The organism is Kitasatospora sp. NBC_01246 (genome assembly GCF_036226505.1).
GTDB lineage: Bacteria > Actinomycetota > Actinomycetes > Streptomycetales > Streptomycetaceae > Kitasatospora.
This window is the reverse complement of record NZ_CP108484.1, coordinates 6318721-6338002: the sequence shown is the minus strand read 5'-3', so window position 1 is coordinate 6338002 and position 19282 is coordinate 6318721. Positions and strand designations below refer to the sequence as shown.

At 69.0% G+C, this 19282-nt stretch carries 19 protein-coding genes and 1 tRNA gene; 10 read left to right on the top strand and 10 right to left on the bottom strand.

The window, feature by feature from the left end; genetic code table 11:
- The first annotated feature begins 109 nt into the window (after nt 1-109).
- From OG618_RS27425 to OG618_RS27400, 6 genes are all read left to right on the top strand, one after another.
- On the top strand, nt 110-430 hold the full coding sequence (locus OG618_RS27425) for a hypothetical protein (protein ID WP_329490205.1): 321 nt from the start codon (nt 110-112) through the stop codon (nt 428-430).
- A 112-nt stretch (nt 431-542) separates the two neighbouring features.
- Complete coding sequence (locus tag OG618_RS27420; protein ID WP_329490204.1) at nt 543-2177, top strand: hypothetical protein; 1635 nt, start codon at nt 543-545, stop codon at nt 2175-2177.
- A gap of 157 nt (nt 2178-2334) precedes the next feature.
- The gene (locus OG618_RS27415; RefSeq protein ID WP_329490203.1) at nt 2335-3558 is read left to right on the top strand and encodes a hypothetical protein; all 1224 of its coding nucleotides are present in this window, start codon (nt 2335-2337) and stop codon (nt 3556-3558) included.
- 523 nt (nt 3559-4081) lie between these two features.
- Nucleotides 4082-5614: a hypothetical protein gene (locus tag OG618_RS27410; protein ID WP_329490201.1), complete on the top strand. Its 1533-nt coding sequence runs from the start codon at nt 4082-4084 to the stop codon at nt 5612-5614.
- 314 nt (nt 5615-5928) lie between these two features.
- Nucleotides 5929-6225 (top strand): hypothetical protein, encoded by a 297-nt coding sequence (locus OG618_RS27405; protein ID WP_329490200.1) that lies wholly within the window; start codon nt 5929-5931, stop codon nt 6223-6225.
- Nucleotides 6222-8378 (top strand): Hsp70 family protein, encoded by a 2157-nt coding sequence (locus OG618_RS27400; protein WP_329490199.1) that lies wholly within the window; start codon nt 6222-6224, stop codon nt 8376-8378. The genes OG618_RS27405 and OG618_RS27400 overlap by 4 nt, the downstream gene beginning before the upstream one ends.
- Before the next feature lie 358 nt (nt 8379-8736).
- On the opposite strand, the gene OG618_RS27395 is transcribed toward OG618_RS27400, so the two are convergent.
- Nucleotides 8737-9774: a DUF932 domain-containing protein gene (locus OG618_RS27395; RefSeq protein ID WP_329490198.1), complete on the bottom strand. Its 1038-nt coding sequence runs from the start codon at nt 9772-9774 to the stop codon at nt 8737-8739.
- 337 nt (nt 9775-10111) lie between these two features.
- Here OG618_RS27395 and OG618_RS27390 point away from each other — a divergent pair, with 337 nt between their 5' ends.
- On the top strand, nt 10112-10405 hold the full coding sequence (locus OG618_RS27390) for a DUF6087 family protein (protein ID WP_329490197.1): 294 nt from the start codon (nt 10112-10114) through the stop codon (nt 10403-10405).
- A 33-nt stretch (nt 10406-10438) separates the two neighbouring features.
- Here OG618_RS27390 and OG618_RS27385 read toward each other — a convergent pair whose 3' ends face one another.
- From OG618_RS27385 to OG618_RS27360, 6 genes are all read right to left on the bottom strand, one after another.
- Nucleotides 10439-10750, bottom strand: coding sequence for a hypothetical protein (locus tag OG618_RS27385; protein ID WP_329490196.1), 312 nt, complete (start codon nt 10748-10750; stop codon nt 10439-10441).
- A 107-nt stretch (nt 10751-10857) separates the two neighbouring features.
- Nucleotides 10858-11217: a single-stranded DNA-binding protein gene (locus tag OG618_RS27380; RefSeq protein ID WP_329490195.1), complete on the bottom strand. Its 360-nt coding sequence runs from the start codon at nt 11215-11217 to the stop codon at nt 10858-10860.
- A 3-nt stretch (nt 11218-11220) separates the two neighbouring features.
- A complete protein-coding gene (locus OG618_RS27375) occupies nt 11221-11808 on the bottom strand; it encodes a hypothetical protein (RefSeq protein WP_329490194.1) in 588 nt (195 codons plus the stop codon).
- A 788-nt stretch (nt 11809-12596) separates the two neighbouring features.
- Nucleotides 12597-13073, bottom strand: a complete 477-nt coding sequence (locus OG618_RS27370) for a hypothetical protein (RefSeq protein ID WP_329490193.1) — start codon at nt 13071-13073, stop codon at nt 12597-12599.
- Nucleotides 13074-13377: 304 nt separating this feature from the next.
- On the bottom strand, nt 13378-13749 hold the full coding sequence (locus OG618_RS27365; RefSeq protein WP_329490192.1) for a hypothetical protein: 372 nt from the start codon (nt 13747-13749) through the stop codon (nt 13378-13380).
- Between the two features lie 73 nt (nt 13750-13822).
- Nucleotides 13823-14110 (bottom strand): helix-turn-helix domain-containing protein, encoded by a 288-nt coding sequence (locus tag OG618_RS27360; protein WP_329490191.1) that lies wholly within the window; start codon nt 14108-14110, stop codon nt 13823-13825.
- Nucleotides 14111-14885: 775 nt separating this feature from the next.
- Here OG618_RS27360 and OG618_RS27355 point away from each other — a divergent pair.
- From OG618_RS27355 to OG618_RS27345, 3 genes are all read left to right on the top strand, one after another.
- A complete protein-coding gene (locus OG618_RS27355; protein WP_329490190.1) occupies nt 14886-15047 on the top strand; it encodes a hypothetical protein in 162 nt (53 codons plus the stop codon).
- Entirely contained in the window at nt 15048-15371 is a 324-nt protein-coding gene (locus OG618_RS27350; protein WP_329490189.1) for a hypothetical protein, read from the top strand.
- Between the two features lie 144 nt (nt 15372-15515).
- Entirely contained in the window at nt 15516-16307 is a 792-nt protein-coding gene (locus OG618_RS27345; protein ID WP_329490188.1) for a tyrosine-type recombinase/integrase, read from the top strand.
- A 204-nt stretch (nt 16308-16511) separates the two neighbouring features.
- On the opposite strand, the gene OG618_RS27340 is transcribed toward OG618_RS27345, so the two are convergent.
- The 3 genes from OG618_RS27340 to OG618_RS27330 form a co-directional block, all read right to left on the bottom strand.
- A tRNA-Pro gene (locus OG618_RS27340) sits at nt 16512-16585 on the bottom strand.
- Between the two features lie 132 nt (nt 16586-16717).
- Nucleotides 16718-18016: an MFS transporter gene (locus OG618_RS27335; protein ID WP_396491149.1), complete on the bottom strand. Its 1299-nt coding sequence runs from the start codon at nt 18014-18016 to the stop codon at nt 16718-16720.
- 310 nt (nt 18017-18326) lie between these two features.
- Nucleotides 18327-19115, bottom strand: a complete 789-nt coding sequence (locus OG618_RS27330; protein ID WP_329490187.1) for a DUF1684 domain-containing protein — start codon at nt 19113-19115, stop codon at nt 18327-18329.
- Nucleotides 19116-19282 lie beyond the last annotated feature (167 nt).

The window sequence follows — 19282 nt, the reverse complement described above, 5'->3', positions numbered from 1 at the left end:
TCACCGCCGAGGTCACAGAGTCGTGCCTGCATGCCTTGTCCGAGCCCACGAACGTGCCCCTGCGATCCCTGTGACTGCTGCAACCGATGTGCTGACCTCGGCGGACCGCATGACTGCCGTCGCATCGCTTCTCGACGCCGAGGCCCCGCACCCGCGTGCCGCGGTGTTCCTGCTCCGCCGTGCCCTGGAAGGAGGACTCGAGACCTACATCTCCGCTCACCGGTCGGCCCTCAGCCGCTGCCGGACGGAGACCAAGGTCGTCTGGCTCGCCCACAACCTCGACCACCGGTTGGCCGGTCGACTCGCGGCAGTCTGGCGCAACCTCAGCGTGGCCTGCCACCACCAGCAATTCGCGCTGCCCCCGACGGTCGGTGAGCTCCTCGGGTGGCGGGACGAAGTCGCATTCGTGCTGCGGGCCCTTCGCACCTGAACACATGCAGGCTCAGAGCAGCGTCTGTGGCGTTGGAAGAGCTGTTTCTGGCCGCCTGCCGGGAGAGAAGTGAAATGGCCGCCGCACCGCATTGGCCGTGGCTAGTATGCCCATGGCTGTCGATCAAGGGGGATACATGGGAAGCGCCGGAAGGCCCGAATTCCTGCCCAACTGCGAGGTACCGGCACGTTCCAGGAAGCCGAGCGAGGCCACCCTGACATGCCTCGTCAGGTTGGCAGATGAGTCGCTAGCCGACCACTGGCGGACTTCCAACCTGGAAGCATGCAACATTCGCGGCGGCCCGGCGCTCGCGGCAGCCTCATTCATCGTCCAGGCGCCGGGTCCCTGGCACGAGGACTTGCAGCGGATCCTGCATCTGTCCAGAGTGCAGGTTGACCGGCCTAGTTACTCCGCCTCCGAGTACACGGTCGGTCTCTGCTACGTCGCCGGCGCCAAGGGCCTCCCTGCCGGACTGAGGCACCAGGCGGCAGACGCCTTGGCGCACGGCCGTGACGACCTGGGCTACTTGGAAGCCCGCTACCTGCTTCCCAGGAACAGCTGGGATTGGCTGGCGGATGCCGTACGTGACGGGTGGGCGCTGTGGACGGCACACCTCTTCGCCGCGGACGAGACCGTCCCGCTCACTACCCGCGTGCGGGTAAGTCTGGCTCTCGCCGAGCACAAGCACCCTGCCGGGTACGTGCCTGAGGCCGTGGAACAGCTTGTTGCACACCAGGGTGCATCGAGCGCGGCCCGTCTCGCGCTTGCCGTGGCCGTGGCACAACGTGCTCCGAAGGATGCCGTGGGCCTGCTCTGTTGCCTCGCATCGGATCCGATCGTCCAGGCCGGACACCGCATGCACGCTATCGGGCTGCTCGACGAGGTCGACCCGGCGAAAGCCGAGGAGATGCGATCCTTGCAGACCCGTCTCCCTTCTTCCCAAACAGCCCGCAAGCAGCGCCGGGAGGCTGTCGAGCGTGCAGAGAAGGAAGGCGCGGCAAGGCGCGACCGGTCGACTCCTGAGGCGGCCGTAGAGCGGCTTGACTCCAAGATCGAGGAGCTTCTGGGTGACTTGCGCGGGCGAGGCTCGGCGGACTCACTGGCCGATCAGCTCGATGACCACATCGCGGAGGAAAGCTGGGAAGAGGTCGTCCAGGATGTTGCCGACATCTGCCATGTGATTCGTGATGAGGAGGTCGCATCCTCGCTCCGCCTGCTGGAGGTCCTCACGCAGATCCGGTACGGCAACGGGCCGGGTTCACCGATGGGGGCTCCCGGCTCCGATGAGCTGGATGCCCTGCAATTCCCTCGGCTGACTCAGGAAGGGCTTAACGAGTACGCACGGACCGAGGCTGAGCGCGCCTGGGCGTTTTGGAGGGAGCTCGTCGAGGAGCACGGCTGGGATGACGACCAGCTTGGTGAACTCGACCGCCAGGATGAGGAGGTGGCCCGGAACGTGCGCGGCTACGTGGAGTGCAAGACCGGCGATCACCTTCGAGAGCTCCAGCAACATCTGGTGTGGGAACTCTGGCCCAGTCTCGCAGACGCTGCAGAGCGCAGGGACTACGGCACCGCACGAGACCTCTTGGCCACCGCAGGACTCCTTGCGGATGAGGCGGAGAACGCGCTCACTCTCTGGAAGACGGCTTCCGCCGAGAACTACGCATTCGACCCGTTGACGATGTCATGGCCTCGCGAGTTCTGGCTGGTTCTGGAGAAGTGGAAGAAGGGCTGGGCAGCCCAGTAACTTCCGGCCGTTCGACGTTCGAGGCAGCCGTAGCCGCCGCGAGGGTGCAGTGCGTGCGTCGGCAGCCGGGAAGAGGTCAACATCTCCGGCGATAGCGGCTCGCGTGACGCCCACCTCAACTACCCTCAACTGCGATTATTCACTACAGGAGCAGGCGATGGACAACAAAATTCGGATGATCAGTGACGGCGATGGTCTTGCGGTCATCGGGAACCCGACAGATGTCAAGCGCTTCCTTACCTCAGAGGGGCTACTGTCGCTTTCGAAGGATCTCGGATTGCAGAGACTCGGACCTCTCCTCCGCACCGCAGCTGGAATCGCACAGGCAGGTTCTGAGATTTCCGCCAACTCAGCTTGCTGGCTGAAGTTGACCAAGGAGTCTGCATATCTAGTCAAGAAGTTCGGACTGATGGAAAGCAAGACACCAGGCATCAGTTATGCGATGGTGGGGAAGCCGGGCTCAATCAAGTCATGGCTCCAGATCGCGGAGGAGCCTGGCTCGCTCCTAGCCAATCCGGCGGTTCTTTCCGGCGCTGCGGGGATCATGGCGCAGCTAGCGATGCAGCATGAGATGAGTGAGATCAAGAGCTATCTCGCGGCGATCGACAAGAAGGTCGACGACATTATTCGCGCCCAGAGGGACACCGAGTTGGGGAAGGTGTTCGGAGCGGGCCTCGACATCGAGTCCGCCATGAACGTTCTGGAACGGGAGGGCCGGGTCGACGATGACACGTGGTCGACCGTTCAGGCGAGGACCCATACGATCACGGACGCCCTGGGCTGGACACTGGGCCGACTCGACGCACTTGCGGAGAGGCTGGAGAGCACGGCCAAAATCGGTGATCTCGCCAAGACGGTCAAGGAAGCAGGGGCCGAGGTTGAGGAGCTGCTCGCCGTTGTGGCTCGCTGCTTCGAACTTCAGGACGCGCTCGACGTGCTGCGACTGCAGAGGCTGCTGGACGAGTCTCCGGACAAGCTGGACGGGCGTCGGCTCTTGCTGAAGGAGGACCGGCAGAAGCGGCGGGAACTCATCTCACAGAGGATTGAGCACCTGATGGCACGTATGGATGCGGCCGCCGATACGGCCAACTCGAATGTACTGCTGCACTTGCCCGCGCACCGGACCGTGGTGGGCTCGATCAACCGTGTCGGCATCGTCGTCGATGACTTCCACAGGCCGCTCGGAATCGAGTCTGGTCGACGCTCGCTGGAGGCGACACAATGGTGGGACGCGGCCCGGGACCCGGCGCAATTGAAGAACGCAGCCGCAGAGGCGGGGCGCAAAGCGGCCATAGGGACGGGTGTGTTGGCCGTGGGGGTTGCTGGGGTCTGGGCGAGCCGCGCCGCCCTTGCCAGCGAAGAGCGCGGCGAAGAGGAGTGAGCAAGCGCCGACCGTCAGCCGTGGGCTCTCGGGGGACTGGACAAGCGAGTCCCTCCCACTGAGCATCCCTCTACGGGCGCGACCCAGCTCCGCGACCGCCACGCCCCGGGGCTAGACCCTCAACTGCGAAGAGCCAGGCAACAAGCTCCATCCTCCGGCCATGGGGTTGCGGCCCAGGTCGCCAGAATTCGGCCTCGGGCGGTAGCCGACCTGCGGCCTCCTGCGGCCAGGAATTCGCTCAATCCAGGCAGACCAGACCGTCCGGGATCCAGCCCTCAGTCGGTCGGGCAGGCCAGAGCTCGCCAACCCGCGACAGCGCGCCTCCCTGCCTGCCACAATGTGCCAAATCCCAGCCCAGCAGATCACGCGAGGCAGAGTGAGAACTGATCCCCAGCCAGGCGGTTCTGGGCGCCCTGCACCGGGCTCACGCGCGGAAGCCATCGCTCTCGAACGTGAGCGGCTGCGTGTCCAACGGGCCCTCCGGGACACCGACGGCGCCGATGCAGCGGTAGACGGCTTCACCGTGCGCAAGTGGCGGAAGGCGGGCGTCTTCGGCGTCCAAGCGGTCGAGAGCGCGCAGGCGTTGCTGCATGAGCTCACTGCGCAGGCTGATCCGGCAATGGCAGGCTGGGCACTGGACGCGTTCCGCAGTGCCCTGAACGGTGAGCCAAGCGCACAGCTGCTGCCCGCGGTCCGCGCTGTCCTCGCCGACGCCAGTCCTGAGCTGGTTGCCGAAGCGCTGACGACGATCCATGCTGCGGGCTTTACGTGGTTGTCCGACAGCGGTGCGCTGAGGCTGGCAGTGCTCTCGGACAGCGCCGGTCTGCCTGCCGGCAGTGCGAGCCCTCCGGCAGAGGAGGATCCTTGGGGCGCGTTCGCCCTGCTCGCGACCCTCGCGGGCAATCGGCTTCCAGAGCTCTCCCCCCAGACCCTGTCGCGCCTCCTGCCCTGGATACCCCTGGGCATCATGGACGACCTGATAGATGCGCAGATTCTGAGCTCAGCTCATGAGCCATGGCAGTACCGGACGGACGAGCACGAGTCGGCCTACCTGATGGCTCGGCTGGTGCCACACCAGGTCACGGATACCCAAGCAGAAAAGATCCAGTGGCTGGAGAAGCTTCACCGCGACGCTTTCCTCTCAGGTACAGACACGCAGCCGCCAAGCAGTGGACTCTATGACCTTCTCGGCAGGGTTGCTGATGGCGAGACCTCGGCCCTCAAGTATCTCGAGCAGCTTCTGCCACGTGAACTGGTTCTGCTGCTCCGCCGGATTCAGGGCGGCGCCCTGACCGGCACCTGGGAGCGGGATATTGTGGACGACCGAGGGCTATGGCGACTGATCTTTGCCCTCTGGGAGCCCAAAGCCGCAGTGAACCCTGCGCGGAGTCCGCTGCACGCTCTCATGGCTCTACGGCGGGCGTACGACCTGATCTGCAGCGGCGACATCCAGCACGCCGGCTCCCAGATAGGCAAGTTGGTGGCGTTCGAAGCGGCAGAGCCAGAGTACCTGGCCGAGGTCTTCAACCTCCAGGCCTACCTACTCCTGCTCGAAGAGAAGCTGGATGCTGCCGTCATCGCGCTCAGCCGGATTCGTAAGATCCATCCACGGGCTGCGGCGAATCTGGCACTTATCGAACGGCGCCGGACTGTCCCCCGCAACGACCGCCGTCCCGCCTCCAACCCCTATCTAGACCTGGGACTGCCACACACCTCGTCGATGTGGGAGACGCGGTACCGCGACCTGCGTCGAGAGTTCGCCAGGGACGTGCACATGAGCGCGCGACTGAATCGCGCGATGAAGAGCATCCGGGAGGCGGAACAGGAGGAGAACTGGTCCGACTTCTTCGTGCTGCCACTGGACGCCGACCTGCTCAGGCTTCCGGACACGACCCCAGTTTCACTGGTTCCCCCGCTCGCTCCGCTGGAGCGGCGCACCATTGCCTGCTCGCCTGCAGATTTGGAGCTGGTGCGCCGGCGTGCCATCACGGATCTCCTGCCGACTCTGCTCAACGCGCCCAGGCGCCCGGACCACCACCACAGGACCATCACATGAAGCATCCGTCTCGACGCCAACGAACGAACAGGACTCCTGTCGCCCCTGCCAAGCCCGTGAAGGGGAACAACGGCCTCAAGCACCGTCGGGAGAAACGACGCAACGAGGCCCCGACAGCGACTGAGGGGCCTCGTACCTACCGGCCGGAGGAGCTTCTCAGCCCGGCTGGGCTGCTTTCGCGGTTCACAGAGCGAGCTCAGCAGCTCATCGCCGAGCTGGGTGAGGATGAGCGGCCGACGCAGGCCTCGGTGGCTGGCGCCCTGCGTCAAGCCGTACTCGAAGCGTTCCGGACCAGGGAGGAGTACCTGGCCCGCATGGTGGAGACCGACATGGTCGCCAGCATGCCCAACCAGAGCGCGGCTGTACTGCGGAGGAGTATCCGCAGCGTCCTGGTCGATCAGGGGGTGCGCTGCATGGACTCCCCGGAGGAACAGGAGCATTTCGTCGTGGTGGAGGGTGAGGGGGACGCGTTCGAGGTTCTGCGCCCTGCCTACCTGGACCAGGCCACCGGCAAGTTGATTCTGTCCGGTCAGCTGCGCCGTCTCCCTGTCCCCAGCGAGACCGAGCAGCTGGACGAGGGCGGGGCAGCGGATCTGGAGGAGAGCGAGTGACCGCCACCGGCATCGACTTCGGGACCACCAACTCGGTCGTGGCCCAGTGGCTGGGCGACGAGGCCGAAGTGCTCGCGCTGGACGCCCACCACATCGACGCGGACTGGCGACGACCCGGCTTCGACTTCCTCTTCCCCTCCGTGGTCGGGATGAGCTCCCTGCGCCGGGGGCCGCTCTTCGGCTGGGAGGCCAAGCTGCGCTCGGAGGAGGCCGCAGAGGCCTGCAAACGCTTGCTGAAGAGCGACGAGTACGTCAAGATCCGGGGCCGTCGGTACGCCGCCACCACGGTGGCCGCCAGCGTGTTCCAGGCCATGCGGGACGGCGCGCAGCACAACCTCACCACCATCGAACGAGCCGTGATCACGGTTCCCGCGAATGCCACCGGGGCGGCGCGCTACCGCACCCGGGCGGCGGCGCGGTTCGCCGGCATCGAGGTCCAGGCACTGCTGAACGAACCCACTGCGGCGGCGATCTCCTACGTACACGATCTGGAGGAGGATGTCCAGATCATGGTGTTCGACTGGGGTGGCGGCACGATCGACGTCACAATGCTCGACCATCAGGACGGCTTCTTCGAAGAGCGTGCTTCGCGGGGGGTGACCGAGCTCGGCGGGTTGGAGATCGACCGCCGCCTGCGGGCGCTCGTCCTCGAGAGGGCACCCGCGCGCACGGCATGGACTCCGGCGCAGCAGAGGCAGTTCGGCCTCGACGTCGAACGCAGCAAGATCCTCCTGTCGTCTCAGGAGTCCGTCACCGTCATGACTCCGGACGGGGCGGCCGTGCAGATCTGGCAGGGAGAGCTTGAGGAGGCCATCACCGATCTGGTGGACCGGGCTCTCGCCCCGCTGGAGCAGTGCCTGAACGACTTGCACATGGCGCCGCGTGACGTGGACGCGGTGCTGATGATCGGCGGCACCAGCCAGATCCCGAGCGTCCGCGCGGCAGTGGCGGAGGTCATGCAGAAGGAGCCCGTGGCTGTCGCCCTCTGCGATCCCATGACGGCAGTCGCACGAGGTGCTTCGATCGCCGCAGCCGTGCTGGCCGGCGAGGTCGACGGCGTGATCCAGGTGGCGACCGGCCACGCACTCGGCACGGTGGTCAAGGACAACATCGGCAGGAAGAAGTTCAGCCAGATCATTCCGCGCAACTCGCCGCTGCCGTGGAAGGAATGCAAGAGCTACACGCCCCTGGGCGATTACGCCCGCGGCCTTTCGGTGGAGATCTGGGAGGGTGACCCGGACCGGCCTCTCGACCATCCGGACAACGTCCAGCTGACCGAGTTCACGCTGGCTTACCCGCGCCCGAGCGTGCGGGAAGAGTCACGGTTCCTGCTGGAGTACACCTACGACACCAACGGGCTGCTCCACGTCAAGGCGACCCTAGAGCACACCGGGGAGGAGGTCCTCAATGAGGAAGTCAAGAGCTTCGGCTCCGGTGGTCCCACTCCCGAAGTCCTTAAGGAACTCGACGCCCTGATGACCGGCACCACGGCCCTCGATTTGCCCGCGAGCGTTGTTGCCCAGAACCCTGGCCGTCCGGTGCCGACTCCTCCGAAACCTGTGCCGTCGAATGTCAAGGCCGCCTCGCCGGGTGCGGTCGGAGCCCCTCGCGTCCTGGTGGTGGATGGTTCGAACCTGGCCTGGATCGGTCGGTCCCCTCGGCAGCCAGGGGTGTACGAGAGCGGGGATCGACCGGGCTACGCCCAGTTGGAATCGGCCAGGGCTGCGCTGGCGTCGCGCTACCCAGGGGCTGAGATCCATGTCGTCGTGGATGCGACGTTCCGGCACAAGGTGGCCGAGGAGGAGCGTGCTGCGGTGGAGGCAGCACTGAGCAAGGGCAACGTCATCCAGCCACCGGCCGGCACCGAGGGCAAAGGCGACGCGCTCGTGGCGGCTATCGCGGACGACACAGGCGCAGTGATCGTGACCAACGACAACTACATCGAACTCCAGAGCCGCCATCCATGGCTGCGCGGTAAAGGACGTGTGCTGGGGGCCACCTACTCCCGAGGAGTGTGGGTGTTCACACCACGCACCTGCGTGGCTCCTCGTCACCGCGTGGTGAGCGCGGTCCCGGAAGTAGCGGCCCGAGCATTGATTCCGCCGAGCAGCCGTCCTCTTGCCGACATCGAGGGCCGGATCCACGAGGAGTAGGCCCTGGCCATGGCCAGGTTCGGGCGGCAAAACGGATCTATCTGGCCAAAGCTTCTTCAGTCGAGGGTCGGCCGTGGGGCAGGGGCTGGCCGGCCCGGCCGGGCGGCGGAACGTCGCCCGTCCGGCGGCCCCATGGCCTCATGGCCGGCGGCGGTCAGTTCATCGGCGAAGTCGTGGAAGACGTCCTGAACGAGGGCGCTGGCGCGCGCGTCATCTCCGGCAGGGTGGGGGCGTTGGGGGTGTGGCTGGACATGGCTCTCCTCGTTGCGGAGGGCCGCGCCGGTCGTCGGCGCGGCCGGGGTGACGTGAAGGGGGCGCCGTGGCGGCCGGGAGCAGCGCTCCCGGCCGCCGGGGAGGATCAGGCCGCGAGCAGCAGGCTCTTGGCGAGGTCCTTGAGGTCGTTCTTCTGGTCGTGCAGCAGGGTGGTCATGGCCAGGTTGTTGCGGTGCTCCTGCTCGGTCAGGGCCTCGGGCACCTTGACGTTGCGAAAGTAGTCGTCGAACTCGATGACGGCCTGGAGGGCGGCCCAGCGGGTGCCCCGGATGTTGTCTTGGGTGTCGGCCTCGGCGAACAGGTGGTGCAGGCAGTCGCGGCGCTCCGCGTTGGCCGCGGTCAGGTTCTTGCGAGCCCCCTCGGCCGGGGGCGTCCACAGCTGGGCGATGAGCTTGTCGAACTCCTGGTTGGTCATCGCGGTCTGGAACAGCTTGGTGGCCTCGGCCTCGAAGGCGGCCGCGTACCGCTCGGTGAAGCCGAGGGCCCGGCGGGCCTCCTCCAGCTGGGACAGGGCGTCGAAGGTGTGGCGGATCTTCCAGGTGCGCTGGGCCTCGTTGACCGCGAGGTCCAGGGTGTTGGTGCACACGGCCCGGATGGGGGTCTCGACGGCGACGGCGGCGGAGCGGCCGTCGTGGCTGTTGGCGAACAGGGTATAGAGGTCGATGCGGTCAGCCGCGCCCTCGGGGTCGAGGGTGATGCTCGGGGACATGGTGGACATGAAGACGACGCGGCCGCCGTCGAGGGCCCCGGCGGTCTCATAGGTGACGTGGCCACCGCCGACAAGCACGTCCAGGAAGGCGAACGCCTCGCGGTTCTGGATGGGGGTCCAGGTGTTGCCGACCAGGCCGCCGAGCCAGTCACCCGTGTCGCTGCGGAAGGTGCCGAAGCGGTTGGGGATCTTCTTGCCGAGCTTGCGCTTGTGCATGGAGAGCAGCGGGCGCTTCTCGACCTGCCAGTCCAGCTTGGCGAGGTGCAGGACCTCCTCGCTGGTCTTTGCCTCCTCGGTCACCGTGCCGAGGCCGTGCCAGGCGGGCTGACGGTGGGAGTAGAAGGCGGCCTCGCCGGTGGTGTTGTCGATGGCCCCGAGGTCGGCGCGGCCGGTGATGACGTCGCTCTGTCGCATGGGTGGTCTCCTGTGTGGTGTGGTCCGGGTTCGCGGCCCGAACTGGCAACCTTTCGGACTCTCGTCCGCTTTCTTGACTCAAGTCTAGATGCCGGGGCGCACCCTTGGGCACACCCAACTTCGGCTCGCAGCAAGCGCGATGGAGGGGACGCAGCCACACTCGAGGAGAAGGTAGCCGGGGGCTGGCGAGCGCCAGACCTTGATCGGCTTGGCCTGACGGCTTGTCGGCTGACACACTCGGCGGGGTCCTCGCGGAGCGCCGCCGGCGCGGTGCCCGGCCAGTGCGCTGGGGCTCCGCGCGCTCACGCTGCTGCGCTGCAGGAAGGGAGCCCGGCTGGTGGATGACGAGCCACTGGAGTCGTGGATGGCCCGGCGGGATGCGTCCCGCCGTCCGGTGGGCGCCTTGAAGGCGGTGCGGCTCGACGGCAGCGAGGGCGCCGCGCACGTCCAGCCGGAGCAACCGAGGCTGGTGTTGCGGTGGGATGGCGTGCAGTGGCTGCCGGAGACGGTCGTCGCCGACTACGCGGCGGTGCAGCGCCTACTGCACGGGATCGACGGGGACGGCATTGTCCGGCCGGTGCCGGCGCCGAACCTCGGGCGGGGAACTGGCCGCCATAGGAAGCCGCGGTGACGAGGGCCGGGCCGTCCCGGGGCGGCGGGGGTACTACTGGCCGCGCTTGCGGTTGCGCAGCTCCAGGCCGGCTTCCTTCGCGTAGCGGGTGATCAGGGCGGACTCCAGCCCCGACGCCTCGGACAGCTCGTAGACGGTGCGGGTGCGGTCCGGGTAGGCGGCCACGACGGCCTCGCGGCGCAGCCTGCGCATGTCGGTCAGTGTCGCGTCGACCTCGGACAGAGGCTCGCGCAGGGCCTCCATGATCTCGACGTGGGTGAGGCCAGCGTCCTCGAGGGCCTTGACCGCCTCCTGGAGGGCCTTGGCGGCGCTGGCCAGCTTCGTGCTCGGCTCCCTGCCGCTCATGATCCTCCTCGCGTGATGGTCCGGCTTCCCGGACGGGGGTACGACGTCATGTCTATCAGGCGGCCGGAGGGCGGCGCGAGGAGCGCTCGCGCCACCCTCCCCGCGCTTCAGTCCGGCTCGCCGTGGATGGCCGGCGCGCGCAGGAAGGGCGTGCCCTCGTGGAGCAGCGCTCCGATGTCGGACACCTCGAGCTCGACCGAGGTCGCGGCGCGCGCGGTGCGCTGGCGCAGGGAGCCGATCACGATCACGCGGTCGCCCGTCCTGTAGGTGTCGGCGATCAGCTGGGCGAGGCCGCGCCAGGCGACGCACCGCAGGAGCAGCGGGCCGCCGGCGGCCCGGCGCTTGCCGCGTTCGGCGAGGACGGGGCGATCTTCGAGGGTGAACGTGACGTCCTGGACGGGGCTGCCCGGCATGCGGTGATGTTCGGGGCTGCTGCTGATGCGGCCGATCCACATCTGGGTGCTCATGGGTCACCTGCCCCGTCCGGCCAGGCCGCCGGCCAGCGCGGCGGCATTGAGCTCTTGCTGCTGGGTGAGGCGTTCGACCAGGTCGGCCTGTTCCTCGAAGATCCGCCGCAGGTGGGGCTGGGCGTAGGTCTCGGCGAGCTCGTCCAGTGCCATGCGCAGCTGCCAGGTGAGCCGTTCCTGCGGCGCGGTGTAGTGGGTTCGCGTGGCGGAGGACATGTAGATGGAGACGAGGCGCGCGGAGATGCTCCAGCGGCGGCCGGAGCAGACGTAGTAGTGGATCCTCAGGGTCCGGCGGGTGGGGCCGGACTCCTGGTAGGCGAATCGCACCTCACCGAGGCCGGGCAGGTGGATCCAGTCGCCGTCTCGGGCGGCCCGGTGGAGGTCGTCGCCGTCGGGCGCGATCGGGGTGATGCTGCTGCGGCGAACGTGGGTGATGGACTCGCCGGCCTCGTGCACGAGGGTGTGGCATCCCTCGTCGCGGCCTTCGATGTCCTGACCGTGGTCGTCGTCGCAGTCGTTGACGGTGGCGGTGAAGGTGAGTCCGTGAAGCTCGGTGATGCTGCCGTGGTAGCGGACCGGGAAGCCGGCCATGTCGTGTCCCCCTGTGAGGCTGCTGGCTGCGGAACGAACCGGGAGTTCCGGCCCGGCGTGGCGCGCCGGGGCCCGCCGCAGCGCGTGCGGCGGGCCCCGGCGGCCTGTCAGCAGATGCTGGCGACGTAGCGGCCAATGGCGTCCCGCAGACCCTGGGGCTCCAGCGCGCCGGGCTCGTCCAGGAAGTGCGCGTTGTAGGCGGTGAGCAGGCCGCCGTCGTGGTGCGGCAGGGGTTCCGTGGTCAGCGAACCGGAAGTGGTTGACGTCCAGCTCTCCGGCGTGGTGGGAGAGCACTCGGACGGTGATGCCGTCGTACCACTCGTCGCGGATGGCCTCCGCTAGGGAGGCGACGAGGATGACGTCCCCGACTCGGCACACCTGCTTGATGCCTGAGACGGCGCCGCCGACGAGCGGGCGGATCTTGGTGAGGGTGTCTCCGTGGTTGACGTGCGGCATGTTGGCTCCTTGGCTGGCAGGCCCATCACGCCGAACCGCGCAGCTTATCGACGCTTCGGGACCGGATCACAGGTCCGAAGGTCCCGGTTCGCCAGGCCGGGCGGGCAGGTCGCCGCGTGTGGCACGAACAGCCGCTCGTACGGCAGCACCGGCAGCTCCCGGCTGGGCCGGCGTGAGCGCATCGTCCCCACCCCGTCCCGATAGACCGCGGTGTTCCCCCGGTCGGAAGGCTCGGGATCGACGGCCAGGCGCGCGCCCGAAACGGTCGCCGTCCAGCATACTGGGCGCCAGCACCTGCTGCACCTCGACAGCCCTCCACGCGGCAACACGGCTCACACCCCGCCGGCCACCGGGTCCGGGACAGCCAGCAGCGCAGCCACCTGCCGCCAGCCGTACATCGCCACCGCGTTCGCTTGGCCGTGCCCTGCAATCGCCTCCAGGACATCCACCGGATCCACCGCCCCCTGCCCGCCGCCGGGCAGCGCCGCCATGAGTGGGCGCTGCCCCGGCATGACCGCCGGCGCCGGGCGCTTCCCGCCAGCAGGCGGCGCGTCCACGAGCGTCAGCGCCCTCGGCCCCGCAGCTGGCGAGTCGCCCTCCAGCGCGATCCGCCGCTCGATGCTCGCGAACCGCTCGGCCACCGACACCTGCGCCGCATCCGCCACCCCTCGGTGCTGCGCCGACCGTGGACGGCGCTCAGCGACCTGGTCCGCTGACGCCCCGGGCCGCAGCCGCTGCTCCCGCACCCACTTGCGCCACATCGCCTGCCAGTCGGCGCCCCGCGTGCCCCGGCCGCGGTGCCAGTCCACGAACGCCTCCGTCGTGGCCGTCAGGCCCTCCCGGCCGCCGAGCCGCTCGAGGTGCCCCTCGGAAGATGCCCACAGCAGCGCCGCCTCATCGGGTTCGAAGCCGTCCGGAAGTGGGTGCCGGCGCGCCGGCGCCCACGGACGTACAGGCTCCCCACACACATCAACCCCCTCCCTTCGGGAGGGGAGGGCAGGGGCCAGGCGCGCGCGAGGATCATTCCGGTCCCGGGGGGACGCAGCGCCTTGAACTGGGCCGGTGTCCTGAGCGGGCGTGCGATCGACTCCGCGGTTGCCCTCGGGAGCGTCATCATCGGCGGACGGACGGACGACCGCCGCCGCGCTGCTCGCGCTTCTTCTCGGCGGCGCGGCGGCGACGCTCCTGGACCTGCCGGCGGCTGGGGTTGGCGTCCAGGTAGTCATGCATCACGAAGTCGCCCTCGCGGACCTGCGCGCACCTTGGGCAGGTGTGCCGGGCTGCGTGCCACAGTCCGACCGCCACGAGCTTGCGGATCTGCGAGGCAGTGCCGTTCTTGGCGGCGACCGCCCCGGGGATCACGCCGTCGGTCAGGTGGGCGCTGGCGTAGGCGCCACAGCGAACCCACAGCCCGAGGGCTGCGTTCCCCGCCGCGAGGGTCTTGAAGTGGTCGTCGGTGCTGTCTCCAACAGCGAACCAGGACATGCCGGTGGTCTCCTACCAGGGGTTGTGTGCCGGGGCCGCAGTCCGGCCGATGAGTGATCGGGCGCCGGGTGCTTCAGGCCGCAACGTCTGTGGGGGTGACCGCATCGATGCCGAGCAGGGCGCGCAGCTTGGCGGTAGGAACCAGGAGGCGCCGGCCGACCGAGATCGTCGGGATGTCGCCGCGCCGGGCCGCGTTGTAGCTCGCGACCTTCTGGAGGCCGAGGAGTCGACCGGCCTCCGGCACGGTCATGGTCGGCTGGACCCGCGGGTCGGGCAGGACGGGAGTGTGCTCTGTCGTCGTCATGTCCGCACCCTGTTTCGGCTCGGGCCTTTTCGTCCCGCCGTCCACCTCCAGCACCATCCGTCTCGGCACGTCTTATCGGCCACACTCGCGGTACATGCGCGAACATATTCGTGCAGGTCACGAGCCATGCGCACCGCAGATGGCGTCCTTAACGCGGATCAGCTGACGCAGGGTCATTTACGAAGCGGGCGGGCTCCCCACCTGGCAGAGGGCTCTGATTCAACCCAGTTGGCCAGCGCGTTGCCCATCAGTACCCGCGTCCGTCCACGCCCCCACCGCAGCCGGTTCCGCGCTCCCTTTCGACTGCTACGTCCGTAGCGGCTGCTCACCGGTCGCGTGTCCCGTCCCAACCGTTGCGCGCTGTCCAGCCGCAATTCACCCGTCAAGAGCGCCATCTGCGACCTGCGCCGTTGCCGCAACCACGACTACCCTGGAGAAGCGAGTCCTTCGCGGTGACCTGGACAGACACCAGCGGCCTATGTGGTCTGGGCGGATGCCGGCAGACGTGAGGTGGCAATGCGGGCGGCGTGCCACCGGGATCTCGACACGCCTTGAAGACCACCGCGCACATACGGTCTGCCCCATTCAGCACGCCAAACCCTGTTCCGCCGTCTCGGGTAGCCAGGTGACTGTAGGCGTGTCCGGCCGAGCCCACGCGGCTCTACCACCCCGTCAGAGGGAGACCATGCACGTCCGACACCACGTTTCCGCCGCGAGCCGACTTCCAGCTCCGAGCCTGGGCTCCGCCCCCGGCCCCGCACACGAAACTGAAGCTGTACCGGAGTTCGACCTTCTGCACAGCGGCTGGTACTCGACTGAGAAACTCGCAGCCTTGCTGACTGTCGATCCCTCGACCCTGCGGCGCTGGCGCTCCGCCACTCCCCCGCAGGGACCGCCCTTCGTGCAGATCGCACCCCGGCTCTACCTCTACAGCATCCCCGACACCCAGGTGTGGCTCGCCCAGAAGCGCACCGACCCATCCAAGGCAGCCTGAATGTCCGACCACACCCAGCTCATCCCCATGGGTGTCAAGCTCACCACTGACATCGAACACCGCCCCGACCGCCGCCAGGAGTTCCGCTACCGCGCCCGCGTGCGCTGGACGGACCCCAACGGCGGCGGCCGCAAGTCGGCTTCTTCCTCCGTCCCCACGGAGGAAGAAGCCGAGGCCTGGATCTCCCGCATGGAACGGGCCGCAGGGCGCGGCATCACCCCCAGGACCCTCACCATGACCCTCGCCGAGTACGGCGACGAGAACTGGGACCTGGCGATGCGCGGCCTGGAGACCACCACCCTCGACCCCTACACCGCTGGGTGAAAGCTCCGCGTCGTCCCGGTCCTCGGCCACATACCCGTCGTCAACATCACCAACGGCATCACGGACCGGGCCCTCCACTTCTGGGTCGCCGACGGACTCACTGTCTCCTCCGTCAAGAACAGCCTCGCCCCGCTCGTACGCGTCATGGAGCAGGCCGTCCGCGACGGCCTCATCGACTTCAACCCCTCACGCATGAGCGGCTGGCAGCGCCTCTACAAGAAAGCCGAGGACGAACTCGACGACCCACGCTCCCTCGCCCTCAACGACTGGGACACCCTCGACGAACTCGCCACCGCCCTGGTCGAACGCTCCCACAACCATTACCGCGGCTGGGGCGACATCGTCCGCTTCGCCGCCTGCACCGCCGCCCGCATCGGCGAGGTCTCCGGCGTCCGCGTCAAGGACATCAACCGCTTCGACTGGACCTGGGACCTGTGCCGCCAGACCACCACTGCCCCGGGCGGCCTCATCGACAAGGGCACCAAGGGCAAACGGCGGCGCACCGTCCCCATCATCGAAGAGATCCGCGACCTCGTGAACTGGCGCATGAACGTGGTCGGCAACGACCCCATGGCCCGCCTCTTCACCGGCCCGCGCGGCGGCCGGGTCACCACAGCCATCCTCCGCGACGCAACCCACTGGGACGAAGTCGTCGTCAGCCTCGGCTATGAGTACCTGCGCCGGCACGACCTCCGGCACACCGGCCTCACCTGGTTCGCCGACGCCGGCGTCCCCATCCACGTCCTCCAGAAGATCGCTGGCCACGGCCACATCACGACGACCCAGCGCTACCTGCACCCGGACAAGAGCTCCATCGAGAAGGCCGGCCGGAGCCTCAGCAGGCACCTGTCGGCGGACCGGCGCACTCCGCAGGCAACATCAGCCAGCTCGGTGCCGGCGGAGGCCGGAGTGCGCCACCTGCGTCTCGTCCAGTAGGGCTCGACCGTGCGGGCCCGCCTGCACGGATCCAGGAGTGCCCGCAGGTGGCGGCGGTCCCGTTGGTCAGTGTCTCCGGTCCCCGGCTGGTCCCTGGCAAGATCGCGAGAAGTCGCCACTCAGGCCGTCGATCACCTGTCGGAGTATCAGCAAAAAGGCCGCTGGCCTGGGATTTCTCCCGGCCAGCGGCCTTCCGACATTCTGTCGGGACGACAGGATTTGAACCTGCGACCCCTTGACCCCCAGTCAAGTGCGCTACCAAGCTGCGCCACGTCCCGTGGTCTCGGTGCCTTCGGCGGGGCCTGGGGGGCTCTGCTGTGGGGCTTCTCGACCTTGTCGCCGTTGTCCCGGCGACGTGGAAAACAATACAGCACGTCGGGGGGTGCTCGCTGCCAGGTATGGCGGTGGTGTCAGGGGGTCGGGTGGCGGGCGTCGTAGCGGAGGAAGGCGGGGCGGCGGGCGGCGAGCAGGGCGATGGCGGCGACGCAGGCCAGGCCACCGCTGATGACGGAGGTGGCGGGGTTGGTGAGGGAGGCGACGGTGCCGGACTCGAAGTCGCCGAGGCGGGGGCCGCCGGCGACGACCACGATGAAGATGCCCTGGAGGCGGCCGCGCATCTCGTCGGGGGCCGCGACCTGCATCATCGTGTTGCGGAAGATCATGCTGACGGTGTCGGCGCAGCCGGCCACGGCGAGCAGGAGGAGGCCGAGCCAGAGGTTGTGGATCAGGCCGAAGGCGGCGATGGCGAGGCCCCAGGCGGCGACGGCGGCGAGGACGGCCACGCCCTGGCGGTTGACCCGGCCGACCCAGCCGGAGAACAGGGCGCCGGTCAGGGCGCCCACCGCGGGGGCGGCGACCAGCAGGCCGACGGTGCGGGCGTCGCCGGCGTAGAAGGTGACCGCGATGGCGGGGAAGAGGGCTCGCGGCATACCGAAGATCATCGCGGCCAGGTCGGCCAGGAAGCTGGTGCGCAGGTTCGGCTGCTCCCGCAGGAAGCGCAGGCCGTCGAGGACGGAGGCGCGGCCGCGGCGGTCGCCGAGCGGGCGCATGGCGGGCAGGCGCCACATCGCGTACAGGGTGGCGGCGAAGGCCACGGTGTCGACCAGGTAGGCGGCCTGGGTGCCCCAGGCGCCGATGAGGACGCCGCCGAGCATGGGGCCGACGGTGAGGCCGAGGTTCATGCTGACGGTGTTCAGGGCGTTGGCGGCGGGGAGTTGGTGGCTCGGGACGAGGCGGGGGATCATCGCCGACCGGGCGGGCGAGCTCAGCGCGAAGAAGCCCGCCTGGACGGCGACGGCGGCGTAGAGCACGGCGACGAGGCCGAGCCCGGCGAAGGCCTGGGCGGCGAGGACGGCGGAGACCGCGGCGAGGCCGGCCGAGCCGATCAGGCCGAGCTTGCGCCGGTCCACGGTGTCGGCGATCGCGCCGCCGTAGAGGCCGAAGGCGACCAGCGGGAAGAGGGAGAAGAGCCCGACCAGGCCGGTGGCGAAGCTGGAGCCGGTCATGTCGTAGACCTGGACGGAGACGGCCACGGCGGTCATCTGCTGGCCGATCGACGAGACCGCCTGCCCGAACCAGACCCGCCGGTAGTCGACGTTGTCGCGCAGCGGGCTGAGGTCGGCGAAGGCCTTGCGGTACCAGCGCGCGGACGAGGCGGGGAGCTCTGCCGACGCTGCGGGAGGTTCGACGGACGCGGCGGGGGGCTTCACGGCCGGGGCCGGGGAGGGACCACCCTCGGGACCCCCAGGGGGCGCGGCCGGCCCCGGGGGCGCCGCGGGAACCGGGGACACGACAGGTACCCGGGGCACGACAGGTGCCGGGGGCGCGGAGGCGGCCGCGGGCGGCGCGGCATCCGAATTGGCAGGATGATTGGTCGACACAGCCCCCCATATTCGACCTCCGCCCGCGCGCCCAGCCCACCGGGGTCCTGGCCGAGCGGCCGCGGCCCCGCTGGGCTGGGCGGCCTCACGGGCCGGCCGCACCCCCGGTGAGCCGCGGCAGCGACGGCGGTGGCGGCGGCTACCGGGTCAGGACCTGCTTCTCGCCCGCCTCGACCACGAAGTCCAGCCGGTTGCCCGGCGGCGGGAAGGGGCAGATGAAGTGATCGGCGAAGGCGCACGGCGGCAGGTAGGCGCGGTTGAAGTCCAGCACCGTACGGCCGTCCGCGTCGGGCTCGGGAAGGCTGATGAAGCGGAAGCGGTAGGTGTCCGCGCCGCTGCTCGCGTCCGCGATGACCCCGCTGAGCCCGCGGCCCGCGCTGCCGACCGTCAGGGTGCGGTGCTCGCCCGCCACGGTGAAGGAGATCCGGCCGGTGAGGGTCAGCGGGCGGTCCTTGCCGTCCGCGTTGGGGACGAGGACGGCCCGGGCCTCGCCCTCGAAGGGGGTGTAGAGCGCCGGCACGGCCCACTCCGGCGAGTAGGGGTACGCGGAGATGCCGGCGAAGGAGTGCCGCCCGGGCGAGGCCGGGTCGAAGACCCGCAGGGCGAGTTCACCCTCGCGCTCGATCGGGACGAGCAGCACGTCCCCGGCCGAGGCGGTGTCCGCGGCCGGGTCGGTGTCCGGGCGGAGCAGCACCTCGCCGTCGACCGGGGCGGACGCGCCCGCGACGGTGATGCCGTCGGACGCCGTCGCCCGGAGCCGGACGCCCTCCGCGTCGGCCCACCAGCGGCCGGGCACGCCGGGTATCCCGGCGGGGTCCGGCTCCAACCAGTGCGTACCGGTGAGCGCCAGTTGGCCGTGGCGGGCGCTCACCGCCGCAGCGCGGCCCTCGCTCCAGTGCTTCCAGTCCTCCGCGGCTGTCGCCGTCATCGGTGTGCCCTCCCAGTCGGTCCGGGCCCGCCGGACTGTCCGCCGGGCACCGGGGCCCGGCGGACAGTCCGGCACCGCCCGTGCGGTGTCCGTCATCACGTCAACGCCGATCACCGGGGTGGATCATTCCCGGCAGGTCCGACGGGACGGACGGCGGGCCTCACCCG

What these genes read in the sequence shown, in the direction of transcription:
- OG618_RS27395 (WP_329490198.1), bottom strand. Translation starts at nt 9,774, where the DNA reads ATGCGACAGAGCGACGTCATCACCGGCCGCGCCGACCTCGGGGCCATC.
- OG618_RS27345 (WP_329490188.1), top strand. Translation starts at nt 15,516, where the DNA reads ATGGAGCAGGCCGTCCGCGACGGCCTCATCGACTTCAACCCCTCACGC.
- OG618_RS27360 (WP_329490191.1), bottom strand. Translation starts at nt 14,110, where the DNA reads ATGGTGCTGGAGGTGGACGGCGGGACGAAAAGGCCCGAGCCGAAACAG.
- OG618_RS27365 (WP_329490192.1), bottom strand. Translation starts at nt 13,749, where the DNA reads ATGTCCTGGTTCGCTGTTGGAGACAGCACCGACGACCACTTCAAGACC.
- OG618_RS27380 (WP_329490195.1), bottom strand. Translation starts at nt 11,217, where the DNA reads ATGAGCACCCAGATGTGGATCGGCCGCATCAGCAGCAGCCCCGAACAT.
- OG618_RS27425 (WP_329490205.1), top strand. Translation starts at nt 110, where the DNA reads ATGACTGCCGTCGCATCGCTTCTCGACGCCGAGGCCCCGCACCCGCGT.
- OG618_RS27330 (WP_329490187.1), bottom strand. Translation starts at nt 19,115, where the DNA reads ATGACGGCGACAGCCGCGGAGGACTGGAAGCACTGGAGCGAGGGCCGC.
- OG618_RS27420 (WP_329490204.1), top strand. Translation starts at nt 543, where the DNA reads ATGGCTGTCGATCAAGGGGGATACATGGGAAGCGCCGGAAGGCCCGAA.
- OG618_RS27350 (WP_329490189.1), top strand. Translation starts at nt 15,048, where the DNA reads ATGTCCGACCACACCCAGCTCATCCCCATGGGTGTCAAGCTCACCACT.
- OG618_RS27385 (WP_329490196.1), bottom strand. Translation starts at nt 10,750, where the DNA reads ATGAGCGGCAGGGAGCCGAGCACGAAGCTGGCCAGCGCCGCCAAGGCC.
- OG618_RS27375 (WP_329490194.1), bottom strand. Translation starts at nt 11,808, where the DNA reads ATGGCCGGCTTCCCGGTCCGCTACCACGGCAGCATCACCGAGCTTCAC.
- OG618_RS27415 (WP_329490203.1), top strand. Translation starts at nt 2,335, where the DNA reads ATGGACAACAAAATTCGGATGATCAGTGACGGCGATGGTCTTGCGGTC.
- OG618_RS27405 (WP_329490200.1), top strand. Translation starts at nt 5,929, where the DNA reads ATGGTGGAGACCGACATGGTCGCCAGCATGCCCAACCAGAGCGCGGCT.